The sequence below is a fragment of the Aquariibacter albus genome (assembly GCF_014145335.1).
GTDB classification, from domain to species: Bacteria; Pseudomonadota; Gammaproteobacteria; order Burkholderiales; family Burkholderiaceae_C; genus Aquariibacter; species Aquariibacter albus.
Map to the genome: position 1 here is coordinate 129,594 of NZ_JACIVI010000001.1, position 20,042 is coordinate 149,635.

Below are 20,042 nucleotides of genomic sequence, written 5' to 3' on the forward strand. Positions count from 1 at the left end.
GTCCCCAGGGCCTGCGGGTCGCGTGCCGGCTCGGCTGCCGACCGGCCGGCCGGCCCCCGCTGGGGCGCACGGCGGAGGGCCGGGCCGCACCACGACCGGGCCCTCACCTTCCCGCCGCTGTCCAGCGGGCGGACCCGGGCCGGGGACGCCGGAACCCGCCGCTACACTCGCGCCGCCTCCGGGCCAGGGCAGCCCCCCAGGGGGCGGCGGGCTTCTTGCTCGGCTGCTTTCGCGGGCCTCCTGCGGGCTCCGCCCTCCCGGCCCGCGCCCCAACCCACGCGATGGACATCTTCCTCCAGCAGATCATCAACGGCCTGGTCCTCGGCAGCATCTATGCGCTGGTGGCCCTGGGCTACACCATGGTCTACGGGATCATCAACCTGATCAACTTCGCCCATGGCGAGGTGCTGATGGTCGGTGCCATGGTGAGCTGGACGGTCATCACCCTGATCGGCCCCGGTGCCCTGCCCGGGGGGCTGCTGCTGCTGATCGCGCTGGCCGTGGCCATGGGCGTGTGCATGGTGCTGAACGTGGCCATCGAGCGCCTGGCCTACCGGCCGCTGCGCGATGCGCCGCGGCTCGCGCCGCTGATCACCGCCATGGGCGTCAGCCTGCTGCTGCAGACCCTGGCCATGATCCTGTGGAAGCCGGGCTACAAGCCCTATCCGACGCTGCTGCCCAGCCAGGTCTTCCACGTCGGCGGGGCGGTCATCACCTTCACGCAGATCGCGATCCTCGGCGTCACCGCGCTGACCCTGGCCGGCCTGATGCTGCTGATCCACCGCAGTCGCCTGGGCCGCGCGATGCGTGCGACGGCCGAGAACCCGCGCGTGGCGGCGCTGATGGGCGTGCGGCCCGACACGGTGATCGCCGCCACCTTCGCCATCGGCGCCGCCCTGGCGGCGCTGGCCGGCGTGATGGTGGCCAGCAACTACGGCTCGGTCCAGCATGCCATGGGCTTCCTGCCCGGGCTCAAGGCCTTCACCGCGGCCGTCTTCGGCGGCATCGGCAACCTGCCGGGGGCCATGGTCGGCGGCCTGTTGCTGGGCCTGATCGAGTCGCTCGGTGCCGGCTACATCGGCCCGCTGACCGGCGGTGTGCTCGGCAGCCACTACCAGGACATCTTCGCCTTCATCGTGCTGATCCTGGTGCTGACGCTGCGGCCGCAGGGCCTGCTCGGCGAGCGCGTGGCCGACCGTGCATGAAGGCCCGGCCATGATGCGCCTCACCGACCGGGCCACCCGCCTGCTGCCCGCCGATCCGGCGCGGCGCCGCCTCGCCGTCTTCCTGGGCAGCGCCGTGCTGCTGCTGGTGCTGCCGCTGGTCGCGCAGGGCTTCGGCAATGCCTGGGTGCGCATCCTCGACACGGCCCTGCTCTACGTGCTGCTGGCCCTGGGCCTGAACATCGTGGTGGGCTATGCGGGCCTGCTCGACCTGGGCTATGTGGCCTTCTATGCGGTCGGTGCCTACATGTTCGCGCTGCTCGCCAGCCCGCATCTCTTCGAGACCTTCCCCGCGATCGCCGCGCTGCTGCCCCACGGCCTGCACACCCCCGTCTGGCTGGTGCTGCCGCTGGGCGCCGCGCTGGCCGCGCTGGCCGGGGTGATGCTGGGGGCGCCGGTGCTGCGGCTGCGCGGCGACTACCTGGCCATCGTCACCCTGGGCTTCGGCGAAATCATCCGCGTGTTCATGAACAACCTGGATGCGCCGCTCAACCTGACCAACGGCCCCAAGGGTCTGTCGGCCATCGACCCCCTGCGGGTCTTCGGCCTCAACCTCGGCCGGCCGCTGGAGGTGGCGGGCTTCACCCTGGCCTCGGTCACGCTCTACTACTACCTCTTCCTGCTGATGGCGGTGCTGAGCGTGATCGTCTGCGTGCGGCTGGAGAAGAGCCGCATCGGCCGCGCCTGGATGGCCATGCGCGAGGACGAGATCGCCGCCAAGGCCATGGGCCTGAATGTGCGCAACCTCAAGCTGCTGGCCTTCGGCATGGGCGCCACCTTCGGCGGCGTGGCGGGCGTGCTGTTCGCGGCCTTCCAGGGCTTCGTCTCGCCGGAATCCTTCTCGCTGCACGAATCGGTGCTGATCGTGGCCATGGTGGTGCTGGGCGGCCTCGGCCACCTGCCGGGCGTGATCGTCGGCGCCGTGCTGCTGGCCGCGCTGCCCGAGGTGCTGCGCTATGTGGCCGGCCCGCTGCAGGCCCTGAGCGGCGGCCGGCTGGATGCGGCCATCCTGCGCCAGCTGATGGTGGCCCTGGCGATGATCGGCATCATGCTGCTGCGCCCGCGCGGCCTGTGGCCGGCGCCCGAGCATGGCAAGCTGCCGCGGCCCGGCCCCGGGGGCTCGCCATGAGCGCGGCCCCGGACGCTGCCGCCCCGCTGCTGGAGGTGCAGGACGCCAGCAAGCGCTTCGGCGGCCTGCAGGCGCTCGGCGGGGTGGGGCTGCGCGTGCAGCGCGGCACCGTGCACGGCCTGATCGGCCCCAACGGCGCCGGCAAGACGACCTTCTTCAACCTGATCACCGGCCTCTACGCGCCCGATGCCGGCCGCTTCCTGCTCGATGGCCGGGCTTACAAGCCGACGGCGGTGCACGAGGTCGCGCGCGCCGGCATCGCCCGCACCTTCCAGAACATCCGCCTCTTCGCCGACATGAGCGCGCTGGAGAACGTGATGGTCGGGCGCCATGCGCGCAGCCACTCCGGGCTGCTGGGCGCCATCCTGCGCACGCCAGCCTTCCGCCGCGAGGAGGCCGCCATCGCCCAGCGCGCGCGCGAGCTGCTCGACTATGTGGGCCTGGCGGCCCACGCCGAGCTCCGCGCCCGCACCTTGAGCTACGGCGACCAGCGCCGGCTGGAGATCGCCCGCGCCCTGGCCACCGAGCCCAAGCTGCTCGCCCTGGACGAGCCGGCGGCCGGCATGAACGCGACCGAGAAACTCACCCTGCGCGCCCTGATCGACCGCATCCGCCACGACGGCTGCACCGTGCTCCTGATCGAGCACGACGTGAAGCTGGTCATGGGTCTGTGCGACACCGTGACCGTGCTGGACCACGGCAAGGTCATCGCCGACGGCCGCCCCGCCGAGGTGCAGCGCGACCCGCGGGTGATTGAGGCCTACCTCGGTGCCGGCCACACGGCCGTGCCCACCGCTGCATGAAGCCCATGCCCTGCACGAGGCCCACGCGATGAGCCTGCCCGAGCCCCTGCTCGACGTCGAGGACCTGCGCGTCGCCTATGGCGGCATCCAGGCCGTCAAGGGCCTGAGCCTGCAGGTGCGGCCGGGCGAGCTGGTCTGCCTGATCGGTGCCAACGGCGCCGGCAAGACGACCACGCTCAAGGCCCTGACCGGCCTGCTCGCGCCGCAGGCCGGCCGCATCCGCTTCAAGGGCCGGGACCTGGCCGGGCAGGGCGCCTGGGACCGCGTGCGTGCCGGCCTGGTGATGGTGCCCGAGGGCCGCGGCACCTTCACCCGCATGAGCATCGACGAGAACCTGCGCATGGGCGCCTACCTGCGCCGCGATGCGGCCGGCGTGGAGGCCGACCTGGCCGAAGTCTTCGCCCGCTTCCCGCGCCTGCAAGAGCGCCGCCAGCAGCTGGCCGGCACGCTCTCGGGCGGCGAGCAGCAGATGCTGGCCATGGGCCGCGCCCTGCTGGCCCGGCCCGAGCTGCTGCTGCTCGACGAGCCCTCCATGGGCCTGGCGCCGATCATGGTGGATCGCATCTTCGAAGTGATCGCCGACATCCACGCCCGCGGCACCACCGTGCTGCTGGTCGAGCAGAACGCCAGCCGCGCCCTGGCCCTGGCCGACCGCGGCTATGTGATGGAGTCGGGCGAGCTGGGCATGCAGGGCCCCGCGGCCGAGCTGCTGGCCGATCCGCGCGTGCAGGCCGCCTACCTCGGCGCCTGAGGGGCCCCGGGGCGGTCCGGCTGGCGCGCCGCGTGCCGGCGGCGCACACTGAGGACGTCACCTGCCGACCGGAGGATCACGCCATGAACCGCTTGTTTCCGTCCCTGTCCGCCCAGCCCGCCGCACCGGACGGGGTGCTGGCCCGCATCGTCGACGAGCAGCTGGAGCTGGCTGCCGTGCGCCTGCCGGTGCTGGACCCGGTCGGCCTGCATCCGGTGCCGCTCGATCACGCGGAACGGCCCGGCCCGCACCCGGGTTTCGACGAGCTGCTGCTCGGCCTGGCCGAAGCGACGCCCGAGCTGATCGAGGAGCTGCGCGTGCAGGCCGCGGGCGCGGCCCCGGCGCCCGGGCTCAGTGAGGAGGAGCTTGCGCGCCAGGCCCTGGCCGTGCCGGCCGAGGAGGGCGGCGACACGCCGGATTGAACCGCTGGCCCGGCGGCCTGGGGCCGCCGTCCGCCGGGCGGCCGCTCAGGCCTTGTCGGCTTCGCTGGTGAAGCTGTCGGCGAAGAAGGCCTCGTCGGGCAGGCGGCATTGCAGGATGAAGTCGCGCTGCGCGGCGCTGACCATCACCGGCGCGCCGCAGGCATAGACCTCGTGGCCGGAGAGATCCGGCAGGTCGGCCATCACCGCCTCGTGGACGAAGCCGGTGCGCCCCGTCCAGCCCGGCTCGGCTTCGCTCAGCACCGGCACGTAGCGCAGGTTCGGCATCGTCGCCGCCGCCTCGCGCGCCCAGGCGTCACGGTAGAGGTCGGCTGCGCGGCGCCCGCCCCAGTACAGCACGGCCGGGCGGTCGATGCCCTTGGCGCGCATCTGCTGCACGATGGCCTGGATCGGCGCGAAGCCGGTGCCCGAGGCCAGCAGCACGATGGGCTTGCTGCCTTCGCGCAGGTAGAAGCTGCCGAAGGGGCCTTCCATGCGCAGGATGTCCTTCTCCTTCATCGCCCCGAACACATGGTCGGTGAACTTGCCGCCCGGCATGTGGCGGATGTGCAGCTCCAGGCCGGCATCGGCGGCGGCGCCCTCGGCCGCCGGCGCATTGGCCATCGAGTAGCTGCGCCGCGCGCCATCGCGCAGGATGAACTCGACGTACTGGCCCGGGTGGTACTGGAAGCGGGTGGTGGCCGGCAGTTGGAGGTGCAGGATGGCGACGTCGGCCGTGGGCTTGTCCAGCGAGCGCACGCGCACCGGCACCTTCTGGACCGGGAACTCGCCGGCGCCGGGCACGCTGCGGGCCTCGATGACCAGGTCGCACTGCGGTGCCGCGCAGCAGCTCAGCATCCAGCCGGCTTCCTCTTCCTCCACCGTCAGGGCCTTGAGCTGGTGGGCGCCGTGGATCACCCGGCCCTCGAGCAGCCGGCTCTTGCAGGAACCGCAGGCGCCGTCGCGGCAGCCATAGGGCAGGCCCACCCCCTCGCGGATGGCCGCGGCGAGCACGGGCTCGTCGCGGGCGACCTGGAACTGGCGGCCGCTGGGCTGCAGCGTGACGGTGAAGCTCATCTGGTTATCCTCGAACCCTGTCGATTTCGAACGGGCGCGATTGTGCCCCCGCGGGTCCGGGTGGCCCGGCCGGGCCGGCGATCGCCCTGCCCGGGCCGGGCGGCCAAGGGGCTCAGCGCCTGATCGAGCGCCCGCTCGGCGCGAGACGACCGGTCCCGCGTGCCCAAGCGCGCTCCTCTTTGCCGATCCCATGCCCACGCCTCCGCCAACCCGTCCTGCCGTGTTCCGCCGCAGCCGCGTCCTCATCGTGGGCTGTGGCGATGTCGGCCTGCGCGTGGCCCGCCTGCTGGCCGGGCGGCTGCGGGTGATCGCGCTCAGCTCACAGCCCGCGCGCCGGCCCCAGCTGCGCGCCGCCGGCCTGCGGCCGCTGCTGGGCGATCTGGACGATCCCGCCAGCCTCGGCCGCCTGGCGGGCCTGGCGCCGCGCCTGCTGCACCTGGCCCCGCCGCCCGGCCAGGGCGAGGACGATCCGCGCACCGCCGCGCTGCTGCGCGCCCTGGGCCGTCGCGGCGGCCTGCACACGGCGGTCTACGGCAGCACCACCGGGGTCTACGGCGACGCGGGCGGCGCCTTCTTTGACGAGACCCGCCCGCTGCGCCCGGCCTCCGACCGTGCGCGCCGCCGCGTCGCGGCCGAGCAGCGCCTGCGCGACTGGAGCCGCCAGCGGGGCGTGGCCCTGGCACGGCTGCGCATCCCCGGCATCTACGCGCTCGACCGTGAAGGCGGCGATCCCCGCGAGCGCGTGGCCCGCGGCAGCCCGGTGCTGCAGCGGCAGGACGATGTCCACACCAACCACATCCATGCCGACGACCTGGCCCGCGCCTGCCTGCGCGCGCTCTTCCTCGGCCGCAAGCCGCGCGCGCTGCACATCAGCGACGACGGCCAGCTGCCGATGGGCGACCATTTCGATGCGGTGGCCGAGCGCTGCGGCCTGCCACGCCCGCCGCGCCTGAGCCGGGCCGAGGCGCAGGCCCGGCTGTCGCCGATGACGATGAGCTTCCTGTCGGAGTCCCGCCGGCTCGACAACGGCCGCATGAAGCGCGAGCTGCGCCTGAAGCTGCGCTACCCGACCGTGCTCGACGCCCTGCCGCCGGCCGCCGGCGGCTGAGTCCGCGGCCGGCCCGGCCTTGGCGCCGGCTTCAGCGCCGGCCGAAGGGCGGCTGGCCGCGCCAGTAGCGCAACATCAGGAAACCGCCCAGCATGCCGCCCAGGTGGGCGAAGTGGGCGATGCCGCTGCCGCCGCTGAAGCCGAGCAGCAGTTCCAGGCCGCCGAAGATCATCACGTAGTGCTTGGCCTTGATCGGCATCGGCGGGATCAGCATCATGATCTGCCGGTTCGGGAACAGCATGCCGAAGGCCAGCAGCAGACCGAACAGGCCGCCCGAGGCGCCGACCGTCGGCACCGGCGAACCGATCAGCGCCGTCCACAGCTGCTGCACGACCGCCGCGGCCAGCACGCTGGCGATCAGGAAGTGCAGGTAGCGGCGCCCGCCCCAGAGGCGTTCCAGCTCGCTGCCGAAGCTCCAGAGGCCGAGCATGTTGAACAGCAGGTGGCCCGGGCTGCCATGCAGGAAGGCATAGCTGATCGGCTGCCAGGGCTGGAAGTTGCCGGTGGCCAGCGGCCACAAGGCCAGCAGGCCCTCGAACCAGGGCGGCAGCAGCAGGCTGGCACAGAAGAAGCCGACGCAGGCCAGGATCAGCGCCTTGGTGATCGGGGGCATCGGGGGCATGGTCTCGCGGGCCGGTCGGCCAGGCGGTCCGTGCGCGGGGCACGGCGGGTCAGGAGATGGTCCCCGGGGCCGGACTCGAACCGGCACGCCTTGCGGCGGGGGATTTTGAGTCCCCTGCGTCTACCGATTTCGCCACCCGGGGAGGATGCGGAGCGGGCTTGCTTGCGAGGGGTGCATGATACCCGCGCGTCCGCAGCGGGGCGGGCACAATCCGGCACCCGAAGGACGCCCTCTGCCATGCCCCTCTATCCGACCCTCGATGCCGTGATCGGCAACACGCCGCTGGTCCGGCTGCAGCGCCTGCCCGGCGAGGCCCAAGCCCGCCGCGGCAACGTGATCCTCGGCAAGCTCGAAGGCAACAACCCGGCCGGCTCGGTCAAGGACCGGCCTGCGCTCAGCATGATCCAGCGCGCCGAGGAGCGCGGCGACATCCGTCCCGGCGACGCGCTGATCGAGGCCACCTCCGGCAACACCGGCATCGCCCTCGCCATGGCGGCCGCCATCAAGGGCTACCGCATGATCCTCATCATGCCGGAGGACCTTTCCATCGAGCGTGCGCAGACCATGAAGGCCTTCGGCGCCGAGCTGGTGCTGACCCCCAAGGGCGGTGGCATGGAGTACGCCCGCGACCTGGCCGACCAGATGCAGCGCGAGGGCAAGGGCCGCGTGCTCGACCAGTTCGCCAATGCCGACAACCCGCGCATCCATGCCGAGACCACCGGCCCGGAGATCTGGCGCGACACCGAGGGCCAGATCACCCACTTCGTCAGCGCGATGGGCACGACCGGCACCATCACCGGGGTCTCGCGCTACCTGAAGGCGCAGAACCCGGCGGTGCGCATCGTCGGGGCCCAGCCCAGCGACGGCTCACGCATCCCCGGCATCCGCAAGTGGCCGGCGGCCTATCTGCCGAAGATCTACGAGCCGGCCGGCGTCGACGAGCTGATCGAGGTCGATCAGGCGGAGGCCGAGGACATGGCCCGCCGCCTGGCCCGCGAGGAGGGCCTGTTCTGCGGCATCTCGGCGGCCGGCGCCTGCTCGGCCGCGCTGCGCCTGGCCGAGACGGTGGAGAACGCCACCATCGTCTTCATCGTCTGCGACCGCGGCGACCGCTACCTCTCGACCGGGGTCTTCCCGGCCTGAGGTTCCATCGCCCCGTCCATCCCACGACACTGCAGGCTCCCCCGGAGCCCGAGCGAGCCCATCATGGAGATTGCCAAGGAAATCGACACCCGCGGACTGAACTGCCCGCTGCCCATCCTCAAGGCCAAGAAGGCCCTGGCGGACATGAGCAGCGGCCAGGCCCTGCGGGTGCTGGCCTCCGATCCCGGTTCGGTCCGGGATTTCCAGGCCTTCGCGCGCCAGACCGGCAACGAGCTGGTCGAGCAGCAGAGCGCAGGCGCCGAGTTCGTCCACGTGCTGCGCCGCCGCTGAGGCGCGGCCCTGCGGCCCGGCGCCGGCCCGGCGCCGCCCGCAGGGTGAGGGGCTCAGAGGCCCTGGGCGAGCGTCGTCAGGTAGTCGCGAAAGCCCGGGCCCAGCGTCGGGTGGGCGAGCGCCAGCTCCACATTGGCTTCGAGGAAGCCTTCCTTGCTGCCACAGTCATAGCGCTTGCCCTCGTAGCGGTAGGCAAACACCTTCTGGCGGCGCAGCAGCCCGGCGATGCCGTCGGTCAGCTGGATTTCACCGCCCACGCCGCGCGGCTGGCGACGGATTTCGTCGAACACGTCGTAGCTCAGCACATAGCGGCCGGCCACGCCCAGACGCGAAGGCGCCTTGTCCGGCGACGGTTTCTCGACGATGTGGCTGACATCCATCACCCGGTCATTCACCGGCGTGCCGGCGACGATGCCGTAACGCTTGGTGTGTTCCTGCGGCACTTCCTGCACCGCCAGGATGCTGGCGCGCCATTCCTCATACTGCTCGACCATCTGCTTGAGGATGGGTTTCTCGCCAACCATCAAGTCATCGGCCAGCAGCACGGCGAAGGGCTCGTTGACCACCACCGAGGCCGCGCACAGCACCGCGTGGCCCAGGCCCAGGGCCTTCGGCTGGCGGATGTAGATGCACTCCATGTCGTCCGGCTTGATCGAATGGACGACGTCCAGCAATTCCTTCTTGCCGGCATTCTCGAGCTCGGCTTCCAGTTCATAAGCCGTGTCGAAATGATCGGGAATCGCACGCTTGTTGCGACCATTCACGAAGATCATTTGCCGGATACCCGCGGCATAAGCCTCTTCGACGGCGTACTGAATCAGCGGCTTGTCGACGACCGGGAGCATTTCCTTGGGCATCGCCTTGGTGGCGGGCAGGAAACGCGTGCCGAGACCGGCGACGGGAAAGATGGCCTTTTTGACGCGCATGGTGGGGGCAGGTCGAGCCTGCAGGCAGTAGGGATTCAGGGGAGGGTGCGGGCGACCTGCGCCGCCAGGCACGGCCCCATCATGGGGCGGCCCATTCTGGCACGCAGTTTTTACGCCAAGCCCCAGGCCGGCCCGGCTTCTGCGATGCGAATCGCCTGATCCTGCACACGCGCGAGGGCCGCGGCCGGGACCTGGGCGGGCAGCAGCTCGGCCAGCGGCCGCAGCACGAAGGCCCGCTGGTCCCAGCGCGGGTGCGGCAGGCTCAGGCGCGGATGGTCGATGGTCAGCAGCGTGCCGTTCGCCGTCTCGCCCAGCAGCAGGTCCAGATCCAGGGTGCGCGGTGCATTGCGGTAGGGGCGCAGGCGACCGTGCGCCAGCTCCAGGGCCTGCAGCGCGTCGAGCAGGGCCAGCGGCCTCAGCGTCGTCTCCAGCAGGACGGCGGCATTGAGGAAGTCCGGGCCCTGGGCATCGACCGGCGCGCTGGCGTAGAGCGAGGACAGGCCGAGCAGACGCACACCGGCCTGCCCGGCCAGCGCAGCCACGGCCTCGCGCAGCGTCTGGCGGGCTTCGCCCAGATTGGCCCCCAGACCGATGGCGGCACGCCAGGGCACCGGCTTGGCTGCGTCCATGTGGTGCGCCCGGCCTCAGTCGCCAGCCGGCGCGTCGGCCGCACCGGCGGCGCCCGGCTTGCGGCGCCGCCGGCGGCGTTTGCGGGCCGGGGCCTCGCCGTCCACGCCCGATGCGTCCTCCGGACCGGCGCTCTCCTCGCCGGCCGCGTCGGGGCTGGCGGACGCGTTCTCGCTGCGGGGACCCGGCACGCGCCGCACGCGGCCGCCGCTGCGCTGCGCGGCGCGGCGGCTGTTCTCCTCGTGCTGGCGGGCTTCGCGCAGCAGGTCGTTCTGGGCTTCGTTGTCGTTGTCCAGCCGGGCCTGGGAGAAGGCCTCCCACCAGGTGGCCAGGGCCGGATCGATCTCGCCGGCCTCGGCGCGCAGGCGCATGAAGTCGAAGCCGGCGCGGAAGCGCGGCTGGTCGACCAGGCCCAGCGGGCCGCTGCCGCTGCGCTTGTCGAAGCGCGGCTGCATGGACCAGATCTCGCGCATGTCGGCCGCCAGCTTGCCGCGGCCGGAGATGTCGCCGATGCGGGCCTCGAAGACCTCGTCGATGGCCGCCTGCAGCGCCGGGAAGACCGGCTCGCCCGCATCGCGGCGGTCCTGCCAGCGGCCCTGCACCTCGTGCCAGAGCAGGCATGCGAGCAGGAAGCCGGGCGCGACCGGCTTGCCTTCGCCGACGCGCCGGTCGGTGTCGGCCAGGGCCAGCTGCACGAAGCGGTCGCGCGCGGGCTGGGGGCTGCGGTCGTCGAGCGCGACGTCGAGGATGGGGAAGACGCCGCGGTGCAGGCCGAAGGCGCGCAGCTGCTCGACCGAGGCCAGGGCGTGGCCGGTCTGCAGCAGCTTGATCATCTCGTCGAAGAGCCGCGAGGCCGGCACGTTGTCCAGCAGGGCGGCCATCTCGACGATGGGGGCGCGGGTCGCCTCGTCGATGCCGCAGCCCAGCTTGGCCGCGAAGCGGATCACGCGGACGATGCGCACCGGGTCCTCGCGGTAGCGGGTGGCCGGATCGCCGATCATGCGCAGCCGGCGCGCCCGCGCGTCGGCGTAGCCGCCGTGGTAGTCCACCACGATCTGGCGTACCGGGTCGTAGTACATGGCGTTGACGGTGAAGTCGCGCCGCGCCGCGTCCTCGTGCTGCGGGCCCCAGACGTTGTCGCGCAGCACCCGGCCGCTGGCATCGACGACGTGGCCCTGGCCGGCCAGGCGGCCTTCCAGCTCGCGCTTGGCGGTCTTCTCGTTGCCGTGGACGGTGGCGGCGTCGGCGCTGTCGAGCAGGGCGCGGAAGGTCGAGACCTCGATCACCTCGTGCTCGCGGCCGCGGCCGTGGATCACGTGCACGATGCGGAAGCGCCGGCCGATGATGAAGGCGCGCCGGAACAGGCCCTTGACCTGCTCGGGCGTGGCGTCGGTGGCGACGTCGAAGTCCTTGGGCCGCAGGCCGAGCAGCAGGTCGCGCACGGCGCCGCCGACGATGTAGGCCTCGTGGCCGGCCTGCTGCAGGGTTTCGACCACGCGCACCGCGCGTTCGTCGAGCAGCTTCGGGTCGATGCGGTGCTCGCTGGCGGGAATCTCGCGGCGGTCCTCGGCGCGCGGGCGCAGCGGCACCGGCGGCGCGGCGGGGCGGCCGGCGACGGCTTGGCCTGCCCCCTTGCCCAGCAGCTTGTCGATCAGCTTCTTGATCACTTGTCGTTGTCCTGGTCGAACAGGTTCAGCACGCGCCAGCCACGGGCCGCGGCGTGCGCGGCCAGGGCGGGCGAGGGGTTGGTGGCCACCGGCTCGGTCGCGATCTCGAACATCGGCAGGTCGTTCATCGAATCGCTGTAGACGGTGATGCGCTCGAAATCCGCGCGCCGCAGGCCCTCGGCGGCCAGCCAGGCGTCGATGCGCTCGACCTTGCCCTCGCGGAAGGAGGGCGTGCCGGCGATGCGGCCGGTCGGCTGGCCGTCCGGGCCGCGCTCCAGATCGATCGCGATCAGCGTGTCGACGCCGAAGGCACGGGCGATCGGCAGGGTCACGCCCTCGTTGGTGGCGGTGACGATGGCCAGGCGGTCCCCCGCAGCGCGGTGCCGCTCGACCAGTGCGCGCGCCGCCGGGCGGATCGCCGGGCCGATCACCTCGGCCATGAAGCGGGCCTGCACGGCCGCGAATTCGGCCTGCGGCCGGCGGCGCCAGCTGGCGGTGGCGAAATCCACGTAGGCGTGGATGTCCAGCGTGCCGGCCTGGTAGTCGGCGTAGAAGCGGTCGTTGCGGCGCTGGAAATCGGCGCCGTCGGCCCAGCCGAGCTGGATCATGAAGCCGCCGAAAGCGTGGTCGGAATCCAGCGGGAGCAGGGTCAGGTCGAGGTCGAAGAGCGTCAGGTTCATCGTCGGCAGCCGGCATGCGGCGGGGCAGGCGGCGGTGCGGGTCGGGGGCGGTCGCGGGGAGCAGGGCTCAGTCCGGCGTCTCCGTCCAACCCCCGAGCATCGCACGCAGCAGGGGGATGGTGACCGCGCGCTGGTGTTCCAGCGCGTAGGCGTCGACCCGGTCGAGCAGGTCCATCAGCGTGCCGAGATCGCGCGCCTGGCGCAGCAGCAGCCAGTCGATGGCCTCGTCCTGCAGTTTCAGACCGCGCCGTGCGGCTTCGTCGCGCAGCACCTCGCGCACCTCGGCATCGGCCAGCGGCTGAAGCTGGAAGACCAGACCCCAGCCCAGGCGGCTGCGCAAGTCCTCGCGCAGCGGCAGGTCGACCGGCGGCAGGCGCGCGGCGCTCAGCACCGGCAGGCCGCGCGTGCTGGCCTCGACGAAGAGGGTGAAGGCCACATGCTGGCGCAGCGGGTCCAGGGCTTCGGCGCCGTCGAGGATCAGCAGCGCCCAGCGCTCGTCCCAGCCGGCAGGCAGGGGGCCGCCGGCATCGAGCCGGCCTGCACGGTGGCCGGTTTCCGCCAGTGCGGCTTCGACGGCATGCAGCAGGTGGCTCTTGCCGCTCCCGGCCGGGCCCCACAGCATCAGCGGCGTCGACGGACGCGGCCTGTGCAGCAGGGCCTGCAGCGCCGGCAGGGCCGCGGCATTCGCCCCGATGCGGAAATTCTCGAAGCGCGGCGCGGGGCCGGGCGCGATGGGCAAGGTCAGTTGCCGCATCGGCCCGGCGGCCCCGCGGGCGGCCCGAAGCTCAGGCGCCATACAGCGGGCTCTCCAGATACCAGCGCCGCAGGCGGCGCAGTGCGACCACGCCGACCGCGCTGGCCGGCAGCGCGACCAGCACGCCGACGAAGCCGAAGACGTGGCCGAAGGCCATCAGCGCGAGGATCACCGTCAGCGGATGCAGGCCGATGCGCTCGCCCACCAGGCGCGGCGTGAGCACGAAGCTCTCCAGCAGCTGGCCGACGGCGTAGACAGCGGCCACCGCGGCCAGCGCCCCGCCGGGCCCGAACTGCAGCAGCCCGGCCAGCAGGGCCAGGGCCAGACCGAGGCCGAAGCCGATGTAGGGAATGGCCACCGCCAGGCCGGTGAACACGCCGACCGGGAGGGCCAGCTCCAACCCGGTCAGCGCCAGTGCCAGGGCGTAGAAGACGGCCAGGGCCAGCATCACCAGCAGCTGGCCACGCAGGTACTGGCCCAGCACGTGGTCGCATTCCGCGGCGAAGCCCAGCACGGCCTCGCGGTAGCGCGGCGGCAGCATGGCCTGGCTGCGGGCGACGAGCTGCGGCCAGTCCATCAGCAGGTAGAACAGCACGACCGGCAGCAGCACGGCGGTGCCCACCCAGGCCAGCACCACGCTGCCGCCGAGCTGGGCCGAGCGCAGCAGGGGCAGCAGCCAGTCCTCGGCATTGGCGTTCAGCAGGTCGAGCACGCTGCGCTTGAGGCCTGCCGGGTCCGGGTCCACCGGCAGGCCGGCGGCGGCCAGGCGCGGGCCGGCCCAGGCCCAGGCGCGGGCCAGCAGCTCGGGGATCTGCTCGCGCAGCGCCGGAATCTCGCGCAGCAGGATGGGCACGATCAGCAGGGCGATGGCCAGCAGGCTGAGCAGGGCCAGGGCCTCGACCCCCAGCACCGCCAGCACCCGCGGCACGCGCCGCTGCACCAGGCGCTCGACCACCGGATGCAGGGCATAGCCCAGCACGGCGGCCACCAGGAAAGGGGTCAGCACCGGCCCCAGCAGGGCCAGCAGCAGCACGGACAGGCTGGCCACGGCCAGCCAGGCCAGGCCTTGCCGCTGCGCACGGTTCAGGCTCATCGCAGCGATCCTTCAGTGCAGCGGCGGCGGACCGAGCTCGCGCAGGCGCTCGCGGAGGGCATCGGCATCGTCCGCCTCGGGGGCTGCGGCCAGGTAGCTGCGCAGATCCTCCGCGGCGGCCGCGTCCTGGCCCATCTCGGCCCGCGCCAGGCCGCGGTCGCGCCGCTCGCCGGGTTCGTCGGGCAGCAGGCAGACCAGCCGGTCCTGCACCTGCACGAGGCGGGGCCAGTCCTCGGCGCTGCGGTGGATCTCCTTCAGGTTGCGCAGCAGCCGGGCGACGATCTCGCGCGGCGTGGCCGGCTGCAGGAAGAGACCCAGGGGCATGTCCATGTCGTCGACCAGGCCGCGGCGGCGCTTGAAGGGCGCCAGCCGCTCGTCGAGGTCCTCGCGCGAGAGCGAGCGGCCGCTGAAGGGGTCGATCACCACCTCGCCCTGGGGCATCTTCACCTTGATCAGGAAGTGGCCCGGAAAGGAGATGCCGCGCGCCTGCAGGCCGATGCCGCCCGCCAGCTCGATGTAGAGCAGGGCCAGGGTGATGGGGATGCCGCTGCGCTGCGCGAGCACGCGGTGGATGTAGCTGTTGTCGACGGCGTAGTAGTCGTTGACGTTGCCGGCGAATCCCAGGTCCTGGAAGAAGTAGCGGTTCAGCAGGCGCAGGCGCTGGATCGGCGAGCTGTCGGCGGGCAGGCGGCGCTGCAGTCGTTCGGTCAGCGCGTCGATCTCGGCCAGCACGGCCTGGGTGTCGAGCTGGGGCTCCTCGTCCTGGGCGACGGCGACGGCGGCCTCCATCAGGGCGAAGGAGGCGTCGTCGGCCACCAGGCTGGCGAAGTAGTCGAGGGCGGTCGGCGCGACAAACTGCATGCGGCCGAGTGTAGGGGTGGGGTCCGGGCCGGCTCGCTCAGCCACGTCGCGCGAAGGCGCGCAGCCGCAGGCCCAGGCCGGCCAGGAGGGCCAAGTAGCCCAGGCCGGCAGCCAGCAGCACACCGGCCAGCCAGGCGGTGCGCAGGCCCTCCTGCTGGCCGAGCGCGATCCAGTCCAGCCGCCGCGCGGCCTGGTCCAGCGCCAGGCCCAGGCCGGCACTGCCCGCCAGGACCTGCAGGCCGAAACGCCCCCAGCCCGGCTGGGGCTGCCAGCTGCCGCGCCGCCACAGACCGATCAACAGGGCCCCTGCATTCACCAGCGCGGCCACCCCGATCGACAGGGCCAGCCCGGCATGGCCGAGGCGCGGCACGAAGACCAGGTTCAGCAGCTGCGTCAGCAGCAGCACCCCGACGGCCACCTTGACCGGCGTCCGCAGGTCGCCCTTCGCATAGAAGCCGGGGGTCAGCACCTTCAGGGCGACCAGGCCCAGCAGGCCGAATCCATAGCCCTGCAGCGCGCGCACGGTCTGCGCCACGTCCTCGGCGGCAAAGGCCCCGCGGTGGTACAGCACGGCCACCAGGGCCTCCGGAAAGACCAGCAGCGCGACCGCACAGGGCAGGGCCAGCATCAGCACCAGGCGCAGGCCCCAGTCCAGCAGGCCGGCGTAGCGGCCGCCATCGCCTCCGGCCTGGGCCGCGGCAAGCTGCGGCAGCAGCACGACGCCCAGCGCCACGCCGAGCAGCGCGGTCGGGAACTCCATCAGCCGGTCCGCATAGGTCAGCCAGGACACGGCGCCGGCGCCGAGCTGGGTGGCGATCTGCGTGTTGATCAGCAGCGAGATCTGCGCAACCGAGACACCCAGCAGCGCGGGCCCCATCGCCCGGAAGATCCGCCGCACCCCCTCGTGCCGCCAGGCCGCAGCCAGGGTGGCCGGCCGCAGGCCCAGGCGTGGCATCAGGCCCAGGCGGGCCAGCGCGGGCCCCTGCACCGCCAGCTGCAGCACGCCGCCGACCATCACCCCCACGGCCAGCGCATGCACCGGGGGCCAGCCCAGGCGCTCAAACAGGGGCAGGCCATAGAGCGCCGCACCAATCACCGAGGCATTGAGCAGCACCGGCGTGGCCGCAGGCACCGCGAAGCGCTTCCACGTGTTCAGCACGCCGGCCGACAGCGCGACCAGCGACATGCAGGCGATGTAGGGAAACATGATCCGCGTCATCGCGACCGCCGCATCGAAACTGCCGGCTTCCTTCAAGCCGGAGGCGATCAGCCAGACCAGGCCGGGCGCCGCCAGCACGCCGAGCAGGCTGGTCGCGATCAGCACCCAGAACAGCACGGTGGCGACGGCATCGATCAGGCGGTGGGTTGACTCGTCGCCCTCCTGCGCGCGGCAGGCGGCCAGCAGGGGCACGAAGGCCTGCGAGAACGCCCCTTCGGCGAACAGCCGGCGCAGCAGGTTGGGCAGGCGGAAGGCGACGTTGAATGCATCGGTAAGGGCGCTCGCGCCGAAGGCGGCGGCGACGGCCTGTTCCCGGACCAGGCCGGTGATGCGCGAGACCAGGGTCAGCAGGGAAACGGTGGAGGCGGCGCGCAGCAGGTTCATGGGCAGGGCCGGCAGCGCGGCAGGCGCGCATCCGGCAGGGGTTCGCAGTTCGGCTTTCGTGTTAATATCGCAGGCTTTCCACCCGGAACCACAGATTTTCCATGGCCACCTCCGCCAAAGCCAAGAAGAAGACGGTCCGCATCGCGTCGGGCCGCAAGCGCGCCCGTCAGGACGTCAAGCTCAACGCCGCCAACAGCTCGCTGCGCTCGCGTTTTCGCACCGCCATCAAGGGCGTGCTGAAGGCTGTCGCCGCCGGTGACAAGGCCGTCGCCCAGGACACCTTCAAGAATGCCCAGCGCGTGATCGACTCGATCGCCGACAAGGGCATCTTCCACAAGAACAAGGCCGCTCGCTACAAGAGCCGCCTGTCGGCCAAGGTCAAGGCCCTGTCGGCCGCTGCCGCCTGATCGACGACGTCCGGGTGGAGCCGGCGCCCCCTGGCGATCCGGCATCCGAGAAGGGCCTGCGCAAGCAGGCCCTTTTTGCTTGGTGCGGTCCGACTGAGATCCAGCTCAGCTCTTGACCCGTGCGGCCCGCAGCACCGCCGGGCTGCGTTTGACGGTGCGCAGCAGCTCGGCCAGGTGCAGGCGATCGCGCACGGCGACGATCAGCTGCAGCTCCACGGTCTCGCTGGCGCGCTCCTCCCCCATGGCGACGTGGACGATGTCGGCTTCGGCTGCGCTGACCGCGCTGGCCACCTGGGCCAGCACGCCCTTGCCGTTGCGGACCAGCACGCTCAGGCCGGTCTCGAACGGACGTTCCGGCGACTCGGACCAGGCCACGGGGATCCACGACTCGCTGTCGCGCTCGAACTGTCGCTTGCCTTCCCGGCATTCGGCGGTGTGCACCACCAGGCCTTCGCCACGCCCCAGATAGCCCACGATCGCATCGCCGGGAATCGGGTGGCAGCAGTCGGCCAGCTGCAGGGTGGCCCCTTCGCTGCCGTCGATCACCACGGTCGGCTGGCCGGGGGCGCTGTCGTCGCTGCTGTAGCGGCCGAGGCTGAGCGTGACGGCATCGGGCCGTGCGCCCTGCTCGGCCAGCAGCGCGGCAAAGCGCTTGGCGACCAGGCTCGGCAGCTTGCGTCCCTGGACCAGGTCGACCAGCAGCTCCTCGCGGCTCTTGTGGCCGCTCCAGCGCAGCAGCGCCTGCCAGAGCGCGCCCTCGGCGCCTTCGCCGCGGCCATCGCCGGGCGGCATGCGCAGGCCCTCGGCGCGCAGGCTCTGGGCCAGCAGGCGTTCGCCCAGGCGCAGCGATTCCTCACCCTCCAGCGTCCGCAGGTAGGCCCGGATCTTCGACCGCGCCCGGCCGGTGCGGACGAAGTTCAGCCAGTTCGGGTTCGGCCGCGCCCCGTCGGAGGTGACGATCTCGACCACATCGCCCGAGCGCAGCACGGTCGACAGCACGACCGCCTCGCCGTTGACCTTCGCGCCCACGCAGTGATCCCCGACCCGCGAGTGGATCGCATAGGCGAAGTCGACCGGTGTGGCGCCCTTGGGCAGCGAGAGGATCTTGCTCTTGGGCGTGAAGACGTAGATCGAGTCGGGAAACAGATCGATCCGCACATGCTCGAGGAACTCGCTCGCGTCGCGCGTCTCGTCCTGGATGTCGATCAGCGACTGCAACCACATCGCGTTGAGATTCTGCGAATCGCCGGCCCCGGCGCCGCCCACCTTGTAGAGCCAGTGCGCGGCGATGCCGGCCTCGGCCACCAGGTGCATGGCCTCCGTGCGGATCTGGAACTCCACCGGCGTGCCGACCGGGTTCACCAGCGTGGTGTGCAGGGACTGGTAGCCATTGGGCTTGGGCAGCGCAATGTAGTCCTTGAAGCGCCCCGGCATCGGCTTGTAGAGCTGGTGCAGCACGCCCAGCGCCAGGTAGCACTCCGGCAGGCTGCGGACCACGACCCGGAAGCCGAAGAGATCGTTGACCTTGGCGAAGCTCAGATGCTTCTCGTCCATCTTCTTGTAGATGGAGAACAGCGTCTTCTCGCGGCCGCTGACCTGCACCGGCAGGCTCGCCTGGGCCAGGGCGGCCTCGACCTCGCGCTGCACGCGGTCCACGAGGTCGCGGCGGTGGCCGCGGGCGCTCTCCAGCGCCTTCGACAGCGCGGCATGTCGCCAGGGCCGCGCGTGCTGGAAGGACAGTTCCTGCAGTTCGCGGTAGACCAGGTTCAGGCCCAGCCGGTAGGCAATCGGTGCATAGATCTCCAGCGTCTCGCGCGCAATGCGGCCGCGCTTGGCCGGCGCCATCGCATCCATCGTCCGCATGTTGTGCAGCCGGTCGGCCAGCTTGACCAGGATGACCCGCACATCGCGCGACATCGCCAGCAGCATCTTGCGGAAGCTCTCGGCCTGCGATTCCTCGCGGGTGCTGAACTGCAGCTTGTCGAGCTTGGTGAGGCCGTCGACCAGCTCGGCGACCGGCGCGCCGAAGCGCTCGATCAAGTCCGGCTTGGTGACGCCACAGTCCTCCATCGCGTCGTGCATCAGCGCGGCCTGCAGGGCCTGCGCATCGAGCTTCCAGTCGGCGCACAGGCCGGCCACGGCGATCGGGTGGGTGATGTAGGGCTGGCCGCTGGCACGCATCTGGCCGAGGTGGGCCTGGTCGGCGAAGCGGTAAGCCTGGCGTATCCGCTGGACCTCGGTCTCGTCCAGGTAGTCCAGCTTGGCCAGCAGCTGGGCGAAGCTGCTGGCTTCGGGCTGGCTGCCCAGCGCCTCGACGGCCTGGCGCGGCGGGGCCAGCACCGGATCCTTGCCACGCTCGCCCATCAGGAAGGCGGGCAGGGCCCGACTCAGCTGCTTTCGAACGGCGGATACGGCGCGGGAGGGCATGGGCTCATGGTAGCGGAGCCCCTGTCACCGCCACGACACAGGGGTGCCGCGCCGGTGCATGGCCGCCATGGCCTGGGGCCTTCGTCCCTCGCCATGCACCGATCCGGGGCCATGGGCTCCGGTATGGCTCCAGGCCGTTTCAGCCGGTTTCCGTCGCCATCGGACACAAAAAAGCCCGCTCGAGGCGGGCTTGCTGGCGGACCGGCCTTCCGGCCGGCCGTGGCTCAGAGCGGCACCTTGCGCAGCATCTCCAGGCCGACCTGGCCCCCGGCGATCTCGCGCAGCGCGGTCACGCCGGGCTTGTTCTTGCTCTCGATCTTGGGCGCGTGGCCCTGGCTCAGCATGCGGGCGCGGTAGGTCGCGGCCAGCACGAGCTGGAATCGGTTGGGGATGCGGGACAGGCAGTCTTCGACCGTGATGCGGGCCATCGT

21 protein-coding genes and 1 tRNA gene are annotated in these 20,042 nt (G+C 72.0%); 9 read left to right on the forward strand and 13 right to left on the reverse strand.

Annotated features, from left to right (window positions below):
- The first annotated feature begins 281 nt into the window (after positions 1-281).
- The 5 genes from H4F90_RS00630 (at position 282) to H4F90_RS00650 (ending at position 4,328) form a co-directional block, all read left to right on the forward strand.
- Entirely contained in the window at positions 282-1,205 is a 924-nt protein-coding gene (locus H4F90_RS00630) for a branched-chain amino acid ABC transporter permease (RefSeq protein ID WP_182660482.1), read from the forward strand.
- Between the two features lie 13 nt (positions 1,206-1,218).
- On the forward strand, positions 1,219-2,352 hold the full coding sequence (locus tag H4F90_RS00635) for an ABC transporter permease subunit (RefSeq protein ID WP_182662927.1): 1,134 nt from the start codon (positions 1,219-1,221) through the stop codon (positions 2,350-2,352).
- On the forward strand, positions 2,349-3,155 hold the full coding sequence (locus tag H4F90_RS00640) for an ABC transporter ATP-binding protein (protein WP_182660484.1): 807 nt from the start codon (positions 2,349-2,351) through the stop codon (positions 3,153-3,155). Before H4F90_RS00635 ends, H4F90_RS00640 begins: the two co-directional genes overlap by 4 nt.
- A 28-nt stretch (positions 3,156-3,183) precedes the next feature.
- Complete coding sequence (locus tag H4F90_RS00645) at positions 3,184-3,906, forward strand: ABC transporter ATP-binding protein (RefSeq protein ID WP_182660486.1); 723 nt, start codon at positions 3,184-3,186, stop codon at positions 3,904-3,906.
- Positions 3,907-3,989: 83 nt separating this feature from the next.
- Entirely contained in the window at positions 3,990-4,328 is a 339-nt protein-coding gene (locus H4F90_RS00650; protein ID WP_182660487.1) for a hypothetical protein, read from the forward strand.
- A 45-nt stretch (positions 4,329-4,373) separates the two neighbouring features.
- On the opposite strand, the gene H4F90_RS00655 is transcribed toward H4F90_RS00650, so the two are convergent.
- Positions 4,374-5,402, reverse strand: a complete 1,029-nt coding sequence (locus H4F90_RS00655; protein WP_182660489.1) for a CDP-6-deoxy-delta-3,4-glucoseen reductase — start codon at positions 5,400-5,402, stop codon at positions 4,374-4,376.
- A 190-nt stretch (positions 5,403-5,592) separates the two neighbouring features.
- On the opposite strand from H4F90_RS00655, the gene H4F90_RS00660 reads away from it, so the two are divergent.
- Positions 5,593-6,510, forward strand: a complete 918-nt coding sequence (locus H4F90_RS00660; RefSeq protein ID WP_182660491.1) for an NAD-dependent epimerase/dehydratase family protein — start codon at positions 5,593-5,595, stop codon at positions 6,508-6,510.
- Between the two features lie 31 nt (positions 6,511-6,541).
- Here the strand turns inward: H4F90_RS00660 and H4F90_RS00665 are convergent, their stop codons facing one another.
- Together H4F90_RS00665 and H4F90_RS00670 are read right to left on the reverse strand one after the other, a co-directional pair.
- Positions 6,542-7,123, reverse strand: coding sequence for a rhomboid family intramembrane serine protease (locus tag H4F90_RS00665; protein ID WP_235971897.1), 582 nt, complete (start codon positions 7,121-7,123; stop codon positions 6,542-6,544).
- A 66-nt stretch (positions 7,124-7,189) separates the two neighbouring features.
- Positions 7,190-7,274 (reverse strand) — tRNA-Leu (locus tag H4F90_RS00670).
- Positions 7,275-7,369: 95 nt separating this feature from the next.
- On the opposite strand from H4F90_RS00670, the gene cysM reads away from it, so the two are divergent.
- Together cysM and H4F90_RS00680 are read left to right on the forward strand one after the other, a co-directional pair.
- Positions 7,370-8,275, forward strand: a complete 906-nt coding sequence (gene cysM, locus H4F90_RS00675) for a cysteine synthase CysM (RefSeq protein ID WP_182660496.1) — start codon at positions 7,370-7,372, stop codon at positions 8,273-8,275.
- Between the two features lie 63 nt (positions 8,276-8,338).
- The gene (locus H4F90_RS00680) at positions 8,339-8,566 is read left to right on the forward strand and encodes a sulfurtransferase TusA family protein (protein WP_182660498.1); all 228 of its coding nucleotides are present in this window, start codon (positions 8,339-8,341) and stop codon (positions 8,564-8,566) included.
- A 53-nt stretch (positions 8,567-8,619) separates the two neighbouring features.
- Here H4F90_RS00680 and galU read toward each other — a convergent pair whose 3' ends face one another.
- The 8 genes from galU to murJ all read right to left on the reverse strand — a co-directional run bounded on the left by galU (position 8,620) and on the right by murJ (position 16,777).
- A complete protein-coding gene (gene galU, locus H4F90_RS00685) occupies positions 8,620-9,492 on the reverse strand; it encodes a UTP--glucose-1-phosphate uridylyltransferase GalU (protein WP_182660501.1) in 873 nt (290 codons plus the stop codon).
- A 110-nt stretch (positions 9,493-9,602) separates the two neighbouring features.
- Entirely contained in the window at positions 9,603-10,121 is a 519-nt protein-coding gene (gene folK, locus H4F90_RS00690; RefSeq protein WP_182660503.1) for a 2-amino-4-hydroxy-6-hydroxymethyldihydropteridine diphosphokinase, read from the reverse strand.
- Positions 10,122-10,136: 15 nt separating this feature from the next.
- Positions 10,137-11,786, reverse strand: a complete 1,650-nt coding sequence (gene pcnB, locus H4F90_RS00695; RefSeq protein WP_182660505.1) for a polynucleotide adenylyltransferase PcnB — start codon at positions 11,784-11,786, stop codon at positions 10,137-10,139.
- Positions 11,783-12,466 carry an HAD family hydrolase gene (locus H4F90_RS00700; protein WP_182660507.1) on the reverse strand — a complete coding sequence of 228 codons (684 nt, stop codon included), beginning with the start codon at positions 12,464-12,466 and terminating at the stop codon, positions 11,783-11,785. Before H4F90_RS00700 ends, pcnB begins: the two co-directional genes overlap by 4 nt.
- Positions 12,467-12,533: 67 nt before the next feature.
- A complete protein-coding gene (gene hda / locus H4F90_RS00705) occupies positions 12,534-13,262 on the reverse strand; it encodes a DnaA regulatory inactivator Hda (protein WP_328700784.1) in 729 nt (242 codons plus the stop codon).
- Positions 13,252-14,313: an AI-2E family transporter gene (locus H4F90_RS00710; RefSeq protein ID WP_182660509.1), complete on the reverse strand. Its 1,062-nt coding sequence runs from the start codon at positions 14,311-14,313 to the stop codon at positions 13,252-13,254. Before H4F90_RS00710 ends, hda begins: the two co-directional genes overlap by 11 nt.
- Before the next feature lie 12 nt (positions 14,314-14,325).
- Positions 14,326-15,174: a SirB1 family protein gene (locus H4F90_RS00715; protein WP_182660511.1), complete on the reverse strand. Its 849-nt coding sequence runs from the start codon at positions 15,172-15,174 to the stop codon at positions 14,326-14,328.
- 37 nt (positions 15,175-15,211) lie between these two features.
- Positions 15,212-16,777 (reverse strand): murein biosynthesis integral membrane protein MurJ, encoded by a 1,566-nt coding sequence (murJ, locus tag H4F90_RS00720; RefSeq protein ID WP_182660513.1) that lies wholly within the window; start codon positions 16,775-16,777, stop codon positions 15,212-15,214.
- 101 nt (positions 16,778-16,878) lie between these two features.
- On the opposite strand from murJ, the gene rpsT reads away from it, so the two are divergent.
- Positions 16,879-17,184, forward strand: coding sequence for a 30S ribosomal protein S20 (rpsT, locus tag H4F90_RS00725; protein ID WP_182660515.1), 306 nt, complete (start codon positions 16,879-16,881; stop codon positions 17,182-17,184).
- A 105-nt stretch (positions 17,185-17,289) separates the two neighbouring features.
- On the opposite strand, the gene H4F90_RS00730 is transcribed toward rpsT, so the two are convergent.
- A complete protein-coding gene (locus tag H4F90_RS00730; RefSeq protein ID WP_182660516.1) occupies positions 17,290-19,611 on the reverse strand; it encodes a RelA/SpoT family protein in 2,322 nt (773 codons plus the stop codon).
- 224 nt (positions 19,612-19,835) lie between these two features.
- The gene (rpoZ, locus tag H4F90_RS00735) at positions 19,836-20,039 is read right to left on the reverse strand and encodes a DNA-directed RNA polymerase subunit omega (protein ID WP_182660518.1); all 204 of its coding nucleotides are present in this window, start codon (positions 20,037-20,039) and stop codon (positions 19,836-19,838) included.
- Between the last annotated feature and the right edge of the window lie 3 nt (positions 20,040-20,042).